General features: G+C 63.2%; 1 protein-coding gene. It reads right to left on the reverse strand.

Annotation, left to right across the window (positions count from 1 at the left end; all coding sequences use genetic code 11):
• Window positions 1-35: 35 nt before the first annotated feature.
• Window positions 36-12,659, reverse strand: a complete 12,624-nt coding sequence (locus AB4118_RS30975) for a peroxidase family protein (RefSeq protein ID WP_441493335.1) — start codon at window positions 12,657-12,659, stop codon at window positions 36-38.
• Window positions 12,660-13,089 lie beyond the last annotated feature (430 nt).

A 13,089-nucleotide genomic window follows, 5' to 3' on the forward strand; every position in this document is an offset into this window, starting at 1 on the left:
GCGAGGATGGCTCCATCGCGCTACCCGCTCTCTGTTCACAGGATGAAGTCGCCGGCGGCGAGACTGTGAAGCCCCGCGAGCTTGATCTCCATTTCGATCGTGCCGACATTGTTGTTCGTGTTGAGCTGGACGACCGTGTCGCCGCCGCTTTGGATGACGCGCACCTGCCCTGCGGCGGAAAAGGCGGCGCTACCGATGAAGGTGAAGGCCTGGTTTCCGCCAGAGCCGGTGTTGGCATCGATTGCCGAGAGATCGATGATGTCGCCACCAGCGACGCCGGCCCCCTCGAAATCGGTGATCACATCATTGTTGCCGACCCCTACGCCGGACTCGTTGGTCGTGTTGAAGAGGAAGGTGTCGCTGCCTGCGCCGCCGGTCATGACATCATTGCCTGCGCCGCCGGTGAGGGTGTTGTTGCCGCCGTTGCCGATGATGACGTTGGCGGCGTTGTTTCCTGTTCCGTTGATATTGCCGTTCCCGGTCAGGGTGAGGTTCTCGAAGTTGTTGGCAAGCGTGAAGGTGACGGAACTCCGCACCGTGTCCGTGCCTTGGTTGGCAGCTTCCGTGAGGGTGTCGTTGCCATCGGTGATGTAGATATCGTCGCCCGCGCCGCCGATCATCGTGTCGGTCCCGCCGCCCCCGTTGAGCGTGTCGTTGCCAAGGCCGCCATTCAGGGTGTTGTTCCCGCCATTGCCCGTCAAACTATCGTCGCCACTGCCTCCGGTGACGTTCTCGATATTGGCGATCGAGGTGAAGCCGGAGGCGGTCCCCGCTCCGAGATTGACGGTTACGGCGGCAGTCGTTCCAGCATAGGACAAGGTGTCGCCCGACCCGCTATTGGATCCGAGATCCGCGGTGACCTGCTCGATGCCGGTGATGGTTCCGCCCTCGAAGGCGGTCAGCGTGGTGCCGCTGAAGACGACATTGAGCGTGTCGGACGCGTTGGTGCCGGTGATGATAAGCTTGTCGGTGTCCGCGCCGCCATCGACCGCATCGGCACCATGACCGATGGTGTAGATGAAGCTGTCATTTCCAGCGTCGCCGAACAGCGCATCGTTGCCGGTGCCGCCAGTGATGATGTCATCGCCCGAGCCACCATGGACGGTATCGATGCCGGCGCCGGCATCGATGATGTCGTTGCCGCCCTGGCCGTCGATGACATTCACGCCGCCATTGACGGTGATGGTGTCGGCGCCCTGGCTACCGATGATATTCTCGATGCCGCTCAACGTGTCGTTGCCGATCTGACTGCTCGTTGCGCTGCTGGTCGTGACGACGGCCCCGGCAGAGGTTGCAGACAGGTCGTAGGTGTCGATGCCGGCGCCGCCGGCATAATTGTCGTTGCCGTCGTTGACTGTGGCAATGAAGAGATCGTCGCCGACACCGCCGGTGAGGGCATTGGCGTTGGCATCGCCGGTCAGAATGTCGTTGCCCGACCCGCCGGTCACGTTCTCGATCGACACGTATTTGTCGCCGACGGCGATGCCGGTGTTCTTGGTCGGATCAAGAAGGTTCACCGCGACGCCTGACGCGTCGTTGGCATAGGATACGGTATCGACACCGCTGAGGCCGAGGAAGGTCCGGTTGTGCCCGTTGGCGAAGAGGCCGGCCGGAACGTCTCCCGACAAGGTGTTGCCGTTACCGTTCCCAACCACGAAGGTCTCTGGCGAGATCATTGCCGCAGGGGTGTTGGCCGGATTGTTCGCCCCGAACACGTCACCGTAGCTGGCCGTAAGCCGGACCGTCTGGTTTGCGATCGTGAGCGACGGCGCCGTGCCGGCTGCGCCCGTGATGTTGACCCAGGCGGTGCCGTTCCATTGCTGCCACTGGAAGGGGGCTGCGGTGCCGGGCGGATTGATGCCGGCAATCCGGCCCGTGGGGTTGGCTGCTGTGATCAGGTCGGGATCGGCGAGCGTGTCAGTGCCGGCAAGCACTGCGTTGGCCGTACTGGCGCTGAAGCCGCCGACATGGACTGCTCCCGAGGCCGCCTCGTTGACGTTCTCGATCCGGACGATCTCGGTCTGGATCGCTGTTTGGTCACCATCGCTCACCTGTAATTGGATCGTGAAGGTGATTTCGGTGCCGGCGGCGTTGATCGAGGCATTGGGATTGCCGCCGAGCTGCTGCTTGATCGCCTCAAAATCGGGAGCCTGATTGAACACCAGGGTCGCAGCGCTGGTGACGCCGGCTGCCGTGACCGTGTCGGTCGTGGCTCCGATCTTGAACAGCCCCTGTGTGAGCGCGTCGCCGTTGACGATGCTCCATGCCAGCGGGGCCGCGGCCTGGTGATTGGCGATCTGGAATGCCGTCAGGGTGTCTGTCGCACTCAGATTGGCAATGAGCGTACCTGCCGGCGTACTGAGATTCTGCGCGGCGGTGACGGCCGCCGTCGTGAACTCGTTGAACTGGGCATTGACGGGATTGCTGCCGAAGACCGGCGTGCCATTGCTGCGGCCGAGCACATCGATCGTGAAGTCATTGGTGACAGCGAGCCCCTGCGGGTCCATCGCCGTGATGCGCGCCGTGATGCCGCCCGTTAAGCCTGCCGGCGGCGTGCCGGTAATATGCCCGTCCGTGACTGCGCCCGTCGCATCCCGATCCACCGTGAAGGAGAGGCCCATGAACGAAGTCGCGTTCGTGATGGGATGCGCAGTGCCGTTGGCATCGACGATGGCGGCCGTGTAGGTGAGCGCCGTCGCGGCCGTCTCCCGATCGCCGAAGACCGTCGTCAGCGGCAGGAACATGTTGGTAATCGGCTTGTCCTGCGCTGCTGCCGTATTGGGCAGCCCGACGAGTTCCTGCTGCGCCACGACGAATGGCGCCGTGTTTGCGGCAAGTGGATCGGGAACCAGGACAGCCGTGGGGGCCGAGACGACGCGCTCGACAAAGCCAGCCTGAGCCGCCGGGTCGGCATAGGTCACGACGACACGAAGCTGTTGGCCAAGGAAGAAGTCGGTCGGCGTGAATGTCGCCGTGGTGGCGCCGTTGGGGTGGAGCGCCGGATCGGCGATGTTGACCCAGGCGCCGCGCGCGATGTTCAGGTATTGCCACTGGAAGGACAGCGGATTGGTGATTGTGCCGCCGGCGAAGTCGAAATCCACCAGGTTCGTCACGTCAGCGGTCAGTGCGCTGTCTACCTGCGGGGCGGCCAGCCCAGCGGCAAGTATGACCTGGAGGGCGGCTCCTCCGATCGAGGGGTTGGCTTGCGGAATATGATTGTGTGTCGTCACGGCGAAGTCGATTTGGGACACGTCGATTGTCGTGTCGACAAATTGCAGCCGCTCGATATTGCGCAGCCGGTCGGTGCCGTCGCGCCCGGCCACGCTGTCCACGACAGTGATGAAGCCCTCGGCGTCCTCATTGCCGTCGATCGTGTAGTCGGAGGCGTTGCCGGTGAACACGGCCGTATCGATGTTGCCGGGAGTCGTGTCGTAGCGAATTTCGCGCAGAATCTGGCTGCCCAGGCCGACGACGCCTGCGGCGTTCGGCAAGAGTTCGACATGAAGCCAGGCGTCACCGTCGATGACATCGTCGCCCCTGCCGCCCTCGATGATGTCGTTGCCGCCGCCGCCGAGGACGATATTGCCGGTGATGCCCACCGCCGTGCCGGGCTTGAAGAATGCCCCTTCCGTCGTGCCATTGATGAAGGACAGCTGGGGGTTGCCGAAGCCGTCCACGGGGCCATCGGCCAGGCCCTTGATCAGGCCGGGATTGTTGAGCTGATTCTTGGCGAGCGGCACGATCGGTGCGCGCGCATTATTGTCCGCGGTCAGGATGTCGTCGAAGCGGGAGCCGCTCAGGCCTTCGGTCTGGGTGAAGATGTCGCGGATGCCATCGGCGCCGAGAGGTGCGTCGGGCGCAATGAACTCCTTGATGCTCATGTCGACGGCGACGGACTGCGTCTCCCTCTCGAACGAGGCCCAGTCGAAGCCCAGCCCGCCGAGGAATTTGTCGAAGCCGCCGACGCCGAGCATGATGTCGTCGCCGCTGAAGCCCTTCATCACGGTGCCGACGCCGCCGATCAGCACGTCGTCACCGGCATAGAGCGGGAATTGTCCGGTCGGTGCACCGACGTCGCCGATGAGCACATCGCCGCCGTCGGGGCCGCCATCGATCCAGTCGTCGCCTTCGTCGCCCTGAATCTCCTCGCCGCCCTCGCCGCCATAGATGATGTCGTTGCCCGATCCGCCGACGATGTCGTCGACACCCTGGTTGCCGTAGATCAGGTCGTTGCCGGCGCCGCCGAAGATCAGATCGTCGCCCTTGCTGCCATAGATGGTGTCGTCGCCGCCATCACCGTGGAACGATGAGCCGATGGAGCTGTTGGTGTTGCTCAGGATGTCGTTGCCGTCGCCGCCGAATAGATTGTCGTTGCCGCCGCCACCATCGATGATGTCGTCGCCGGCATCGCCCCAGACCGTGTCGTCATCTGCCTGACCAGCCATCAGCCGATCATTCGCCGAGGTGCCGCCGAGCACCATCGTGTTGCCGAAGAAGTTGTCCTCGCCGAGGAAGTGCACGGTCCCGTCGCCCTGGATCTCGACCAGTGGGTGCAACTGCCCGTCCGTGCCGGTGAAGGATGGTATCGCCGGACCGACCGCGAAGATCGGGTTGTTGTGGCTGTCGACCGCAACGCTGCCATCGGCATTGTGCTGATAGAAGTCCGTAGCCTCGATCTTGTATTCCGGCGTCAGGAAGATGCTGGCCGATATGTGGTGCACGCCGGTGGCGTTCATCACCATCTCGGCGAAGGAATTGTTCTCGATCTGGTCGGAGAACTGCATGCCTTCGATGCGCGGCAGATAGTAGAGCCGGTCGGCGTCCTGCAGGTTTTCCATCTGCAGCTTGAAGACATAGTCGAATGTCGTGCCGAGCAGGCCGCCATGCAGGTTCTGCTTCTCGGCCAGACCGCCGATCCACAGATCGACCGCGTCAAGGCCGGTGACCGAGCCCGTGCTGTAATGCGGCGGGGTCTGATCGAGCATCGGCTGATGCGTGACAGGGTCGATCTGAGCCGAGCCGGTGGTAGGATCGATCAATGCGCCATGATAGGCGCGCGGATCGTTGACGTTGTTCGCGTAGTTGCCGGTGCTGTGCATGAAGTCATAGGCGTCGGTGCCGCGATTGGCTTCGTTCTCGCCGGCACTGACGAGTGCCAATGCAGCTGCACGCTTGTCGGCGAGTGTCGTCGCATTGACGATGGTCGCGTGGGTGCCGTAAGCGGCGACGAAGTTGATCAGCGAGGCTGGGTGCTTCAGGAACTGGCCGAACTCGTGCCAGCTCTCATATGGCTTCAGCGACGCGTCGTTGGTCTGGCTATAGAGTTCGTTGCGAACCAGGTTGATCCCCGGCACGCCCTCGGACCGGCCCCTCGCGATGTTGAGCGAGGCAAGATCGAGCGGCAGGCCGAGCAGGTTGTTGCGCAACGTACCGGTGACGAACTCGTCGATCTCGTTGCCGATCTGGGCCATGGAACCGAGAGCAAGCTGGCCGGATGCGTCGGCGCCTCCATTCAGATAGGCAAGCGGGTTGGTGAAGGCGGTCAGCAGGGCGATATTGCTTGAAACCTGATTGCCATTGCCGTCGAGCAGAATCGGGTTGCCGTTGGCATCCAGTTCGGGCGTGCCGTTCAGTGGATCTCCGTCGGCGCCATGGTGCAGCGAATACCGCTGCAGGTTTTCGTCCAGCATCGAGTGGCCGAAGCGATAGACGGTGTGGGCGAATTCGGCGAACACGGCCGGGTCGAGATGGATGTTGGTATCACCCGAGACATGGATGTCGGGCGCGATCTTGCGCGCGAATTCCTCGAAGACGAGGTGCTGGTACTGCGTTTCGGTGCCGAAGCGGGCGACCTGGAACAGGCGCTCGCCGTTCCATTCGGTGGCTGTGATCTGATGGGCCGTGCCGCCAGTGCCCGGCGCGAGGTTGACGCCCGGGAGAACCCATTCCGATGCGAACGAGGTATCGCCCTTGTTGAGCTGGGCCTGGATGAAGGCCTTCGTCTGCTCGACCAGCCGATTATGTTCGGAATGGAAGACATCATGTACGGCGGTGAGACCGACATTCTCGTTCACGCGGCCGTCGCCTGCGATGTAATGCGCGTCGAGGAGTTCGTTGTCGTAGACCAGATTTTGGCCCGTGGCCGGATCGACCGGGAGCGCATTGCCCGCGACGCCGTCGCCGTCGGCGGTGAGAGCCTGGCCGAAATCGTTGAACGGGCTGGCATTGTGGGCCATGTCGTTGATGAAGGCGACGCCGGCGCCGACATACTGCGTCGACAGCGTCGCGTTCGGCGGGGCAGCGAGGCCAGCCGGCACCGCGATGTGGTCGATGTCGAGGCCGGCTGCGGTGCCCTCGATGGTCCGCTCGGCGAGCAACGTCGTGATATGGGTCGTGCTGTCGGTGGCGAGCACCTGATAGACGACCTGTGCAAAGCCGTTGGGGCCGCGGATGACGTTGCCATAGGCGTCGGCCTGGACGAGCGGCACGCTGACCACGTCGTAATCCGACAATTTGAGCCCAAGATTATCGAGCGCGTTCTTCTTGACGTCGGCCCAGGTCGGCATGTGGTGCGAGAGGTCGGTGGTCGCCGCCGTCGCGTCGGCATTCCCGGTCTGGGTCGCTCCGGCCTGGTTGACATGGTCGAGCATCCGTCCGGTCGAATGGATGTTCGGCGCCTGGCCAGCATTTGCGACGTTGATGTACTCGCGCAGGAACACCTGATGCGAGGGATGCGAGGAATAGGTCTGGCTCTGGTCGACCGGCGGCGTGATCGCGTTGGTGGTTTCGTGCGTGAAGGTGTCGTCCGACGTGCCGACGATCCCGTCGGCGCCCGCGGTGCGCTCGATCATGGTTCCGCGCGTCAGCACCATGAAATTGGTCGGGCTGCCCGCCTTGTAGAGCGGGTCGTCCGGCAGCAGCGGGATGATGACGCTGCCATTGCCGCCCTTGTTGACGAGGTCGAGGCCATGGTCGAAGAACTGGCCGAACAGCGTGAACCAGGTGTTGAACGGCGCTGAAATGCCACCATCCGGCGTCACGTTCGGGATGGAGTAGTTCGGCAGTCCGGTGGTCGGGTCAAAGCCGTCGAGGGCCGCGACCTTGTTCGGGTCCTGCACCGCCGGCATCACCGTCGCCTGCGACGTGGCAGCCTCGAGTGCGGCAGGATTGGCGGCGCTCTGATCCACGATCAGGTTGCTGATCATGCGCGGGTTGGAATCATAGACGCTGCCATGCGTCTGCGCATAGCTCGTGAGGTTGAGGCCGGGCGCGAAGGGGTTGTCCTGGGCGAGGCCCAGCACCGGGGTCGTCAGTCGCAGGAATGACTGGTCCGAGGCGCCGAACGTGCCCTGGCCGGACACCGCGCTATTGTTGGTTGCGGCGACCTCGCGCAGCCCGAAGGCAAGATGCGGATTGACGGGTGGCTGATGGGCCTCGGCCATCTTGATATTGTTCAGGATCCAGTCGAGATCGACGCGGTCGAAGCTCACCCCCATCGGATCCGCTGCTGGTGCAGCAGGGGCCGCGGCCGCAGTGACGGCGGCGGCGGGATTGTTGGCGACATTCCCGGTGGTGTTGAGAACGTTGATGGCGAAGTCGGCCGTCGAGGTATGCGCGGGCAGGACCACGCCCGCCGGCGTCGTGATCGCATCGTCCGTGGCATAGAATCGGAGGTCGATCGCTCCGTTGAAGCCGACCGGAAGTTGGCCGGTGATGGTGGCACCGGTGATGCCGGTCGCGTCGGACTGAAGCGTGAAGCGGAGACCGAATGCAGCCGCCGAGCCATCGAGAATCTGGCCATTGGCGAGCGTCGCGGCAAAGTGGAGTGCGGTGTTCGCCGTATGGTCGTCGGTCCAGAAATTCGTGATCGGAACGAAGACGTTGATCTTCTCGCCCTGATAGGCATCGACATTGTCCACGAGCTGGACGACGCGCTGGTTCTGCGTCGGCCCAAAGTTCTTGCCGGGGTCCGCGGCGAGCAGGGGTGTCGGCGCACTCGTCACCGTCTCGGTGTAGCCATGCGCGTCCGTATAGGTGGCCTTCAGGCGGATCTGCAGACCCTCCTCGAAGTCGCCGGGAACCAGGGCGTTGGGATTCGTCGCGCCCGTGATGTTGATCCACTCGGCGCGGATCAGGTCCTGATACTGCCATTGATAGGAGATCGGGGTGGTGATGATACCGCCTGCGAAGTCTGCATCCTTGATCACGCCGGCCGTGGCGAAGTTCGAGGACAGGGTGTCTCCAACGGCAGGTGCCGCGATGTTGCCGGTTCGATCGGTGACGGTGAGCGTGCTGACCGGGATGTGGTTGCGGCCACCGGAGACGTCGACGGTGACATCGGCGAACTCGAGCCGCTCGATATTGCGCAGGCGATCGGTGCCGTCATCGACTGCGTTCTTCGTCGCAGCGACGGCGCCGGCGGGCGTATGCGCTACCGTGACGAAGCCCTGCGCATCGGGTGCGAGCTGGATCGCGCCGCTCGCCAGCCCCGCGATTGTTGCTGCATCCAGCTGGCGGACCACAGTTGCGCCGGCGGCCCCGCGCACCGTGATCGTGTAATTGCTTGCGTTGTCGCTGTAGACGGCCGTGTCGACGTTATTGGGGTGGGTGTCGTCGTAGCGGATCTCGCGCAGGATCTGGCTGCCGGCGCCGATCACACCCTGCGCATTCGGCTGCAATGCGACGTGCAACCACGCATCGCCGTCGATGATGTCGTCGCCGCCGCCGCCAGCGATGCGGTCGTTGCCGGCACCGCCGAGCAGGATGTCACCGCCGGCAAAGCCGAGAGCGCTGTTGGGGCCGCCGACGCCCGGCGCGAAGAACGAGCCCTCGAGGGTCCCGTTGTGATTGGTGTAGGTCTTGCCGGTCGAGTCGGCCGGCGTGTCGGCAAGTCCGAGGATCAGGTTCGGATTGAGCAGGGCGTCCTTGGCGGCCGCACGGACTGCTCGCGGGTCATTGGCGCCGAGGATCTCGTCGTCGAACTGCGAGCCGCTGACGCCCTCGGTATGACTGAACACATCGCGAATGCCGTCGCCGCCCAGCGGATTGATCGGCGAGATGAATTCGCGCCGCTTCATGTCGACGCTGACGGCCTGCGTCTCGAGCTCGAAGGAGGCCCAGTCGAAGCCGGTGCCGCCGAGGAACTTATCGAAGCCGCCGACGCCGAGCATGATGTCGTCGCCGCCGAAACCCTTCATGACGGTGCCGACTCCGCCGATCAGCACATCGTTGCCGGTATAGAGCGGCGTTTCGCCGGTTGGCGCCCCGACATCGCCGATGAGCACGTCGCCGCCATCCTTGCCGCCGTCGATCCAGTCATCGCCCTGATCGCCTTGAACCTCTTCGCCGCCTTCGCCGGCCAGGATGATGTCGTTGCCCGCGCCGCCTACGACGTCGTCAATGCCGCCGCCCGAGGAAATGTAGTCGTCGCCTGCGCCGCCGAAGACGATGTCGGCGCCCTTGCCGAGCAGGATCGTGTCGTTGCCGTCATCGCCATGCACGACATTATCGCCGGCCTGATCCGTGATCAGGTCGTCGCCGCTACCGCCGAACAGATTGTCATTGCCACCACCGCCGTCGATGGTGTCGTTGCCGCCGTCGCCCCAGACCGTGTCGTCATCTGCGTTTCCGGCCAGCAGCTTGTCATTGGCGTCTGTGCCGCCCAGCACCATGGTGTTCCCGAAGTAGAAATCCTTGCCGATGAAATGAAGGGTTCCGTCCTTGGTGATCTCGACGAGGTTGTGCACGACGCCGTTGGCATCCGTCCAGGTCGGGAATGTCGGATTGGCGCGCAGGAGCGGGTTGCCATTGGCATCCGTCAGCACATTGCCGTTGGCACCGAGCTGGTAATAGTCCTTGGCCTCGATCTGGTATTCCATCGCCTGGAAAATCGAAGCGGGCAGGTGATGCGTGCCGGGGATATTGGCCTGGATCATCTCCGCAAACGAGTTGTTCTCGATCTGGTCGGAGTAATGTGTGCCTTCGATCCGCGGCAGATAGTACAGCCGGTCGCCGTCCTGCAAGTTTTCGAGCTGCACGCGGAAGATGAGCTCGAATGTGGAGCCGAGCAGGCTGCCGTTCAGGGCTTGTTTTTCGGCAAGGCCGCCGATCCACATATCGACCTGATCGAGTCCGGTGATCGAGCCAGTGCTCCAGAGAGCGACAGCGCCATTGGCGTCGTGGATGAGGTTGGCATTGGTGGAGGTCGCCGGATCGGCGTTGCCGTAGGCGCCGTGACTATGCAGGAAGTCGTAGGCATCCTGGCTGAAATCGGTGTTGGCGACCGAGATCTGATGACCGAAGCCATCGAGAATCGGCTTGCCGGCATCCTGTGATGGGTCGGCATTGCCAATATTGTCGGCGTTGAGGGTGTTCGCCGTATTGGCGATGTTGGCGTTCCCCGCCGAATCCAGAGCGCTTTTGGTCAGATGGCCGGCTGCGTCGGTGAACCCATATTCGGTGTAGCGGCCGGTCTGATCGACGAAGGCGAAGTCGGTGTGCTTCAGGCCGGCATCGGTATATTTGAAGCTCGTCAGGTTGCCCGCGGCATCCCTGAAGGCGTAGTTCAAGCTCATCGTCTTCTGCGCGGAAACCATCAGGTCAAGCGCCGCGGTGCGCTTGTCGAGGACTGTCGCCTCGGCCGTAAGGGCGGCATGCGTCCCGTATGCTGCGATGAAATTGACCAGCGAAGCCGGGTGCTTCAGGTAGTGACCGAAATCGTCCCAGCTCTGGTAGGGGCGCAGGTTGGCGTCGTGCGTCTGATCGTAGATCTGGTGGCGGAACGCGTTCAGCGTCGGCACGCCGGTGTCCCGGCCGCGGGCCAGGTTCAGGGCGGCGAGGTCGAGCGGCAGGCCGAGCAGGTTGTTGCGCAGCGCGCCGGTGACGAATTCGTCGATCTCGTTGCCGACCTGCTGGGTCGCGCCCCGGATGATCTGGGCCGCGGCGTCGGAGCCCTGAGCGAGGAAGGCCAGCGGGTTGGTGAAGGCATCGATCAGCGTCATCTGCTGGTTCGTCGCCGGGTTGAGGACCGGATTGCCGTTGGCATCGAAGCGGTCGATGGTCTCGTCCAGCATCGAATGGCCGAAGCGGTAGACCGCATTGGCGAACTCGGAGGTGATCGCCGCGTCGAGGTGGATGTTGGTGTCGCCCGCGACATGGATGGTCGGGACGACCTTGCGCGCGAATTCCTCGAAGACCAGGTGCTGGTACTGCGTTTCGGTGCCGAACTTGGCGGCCTGGAACAGCCGCGCCCCGTCCCATTCATCGTCCTGGATGCCGTCCGCGAGATTGGCCCCGGAGAGCACCCAGTTCAGGGCGAACGATGTGTCGCCCTTGGCGAGTTCGCCCCGGACCATCGCCTTGGTCTGCTCGATCAGGCGATTATGCTCGTTGTGGAAGACCTCATGGACGGTGGTCAGGCCGATATTCTCGTTCGCGCGCCCATCACCCCCGACGAAATGGCTGTCCAGAAGCTCGTTGTCGTAGAGGCCAGCCGCGGGCGCAGGTCCTCCGGCGAGTCCGTCGCTGTCGGGCTGCAGCAGGTTGCCGCTTGAATCGAACGGGCTCGCTGCATGCGCCATGTCGTTGATGAAGGCGTGGCCAATGCGGACAACCTTCTCGCCGCTCTCGAGCGGCAGCGGATCTGTCAGGTCGAGGCCGGTCGCTGTGCCCTCGACCAGTGTCGTGCCGCCTCCAGCATGTGCGACGACAACCTGTGCGAAGCCATGGGCACCGAGGATGAGATTGCCATAGGCATCCGTCGCCAGCAGCGGCACATTGCCGACATCGTAGTCGGTCAGCGCGATCCCGAGTTTCAGGGCATTGGCCTTGACGTCGGCCCAGGTGGCGAGGTGTTTCGCACCCGTGGCATCGGTGTGCTCGAGCAGCCGGCCCGTGGCCTCGATCGTGACCGTTCCGGCGAGCGCGCCTGGCGTCGACAGGTACTCGCGCAGGAAGGCCTGGTGCGAGGGGTGAGACGTGTAGGTCTGATTCTGATCGACGAACGGAGTGACCAGGTTCAATGTCGGCTGCACGGCCCGCGCCAGAACCATGAAGTTATTGGGGTTGGGGTTGGTTGCCGTCGCCTGCACATAGAGCGGATCGTCGGGCAGCAGCGGGATGAAGACGATCTCGGTCTGGCTCTTCGAGATCAGGTCGAGGCCGTGGTCGAAGAACTGCCCGAAGAGGGTGAACCACGTGTTAAACGGGGCGGAAATGCCGCCATCCGGCGTGACATTGGCGATGCCCAGATTGGCAATATAGCCGGAGTTCGCTGTGCCGTCGGGATTGAACTGAAGCTGCACGGTGAGGGGCGTCGCCAGCTCCGGGTGCAGGGCGTTGTAGGCGTCGACAGCGGCCTGGTTGGCCGAACTCTGGTCGGAGATCAGGTTGGAGATCGTGCGCGGCGTGGAATCCACCACGAATGGCGTGCCCGCTGCGTATCCTGGCTGGAACAGCTGTGTCGCATAGAAAGGCAGAGGCTGGTCGATCGATCCATATGTCGATGTTGAGCCGCCGGCGCCGGTGGACTGGTTGTTGTTGGTCCCTGCGACCTCGCGCAATCCAAAGGCCAGATGCGGGTTGACGGGCCCTTGCCCGGCCTCGGCCATCAGGATCTGCTGCAGGATGTAATCGAGGTCTACGCGATCAAACGTAACCATAGCCGGACCTCCCGATTGCTTGTCTGTTTGCACGCGTCAACACGATCCGGCTCGGGGCCTGGCCGGCCTCGAGTGGTTGCTGGAGGATCTCTCTTTCCGGATCTCGGCGCGCTGCCGCGTGCAGGCTAGATCAATGCATCTGAAATATCGCAAATATTGGATCTATACTGATCCAATGATGCGGAATTGAGCCGATATTTCGCGAAATTGTTATCGAGGATGATGCCGATAAAGTGAGGTTTTGGCAATTGCGACTTGAGTATTGGAAGTTCAATCCATAAGTACTTGGGACTTCTGGCCAGCGCGGCCGGACTATGGTCGGAATTCGTTGGACCATAGTCGCCAACGCCTCGCCGCTGCATGCCGGAGACGGTTACGGATGCAAGCGACACCACCCATTGTTTCGAAGCTCGCCGGTGGCGCCTCGGTT

The organism is Allobosea sp. 2RAB26 (genome assembly GCF_052115465.1).
GTDB lineage: Bacteria > Pseudomonadota > Alphaproteobacteria > Rhizobiales > Beijerinckiaceae > Allobosea.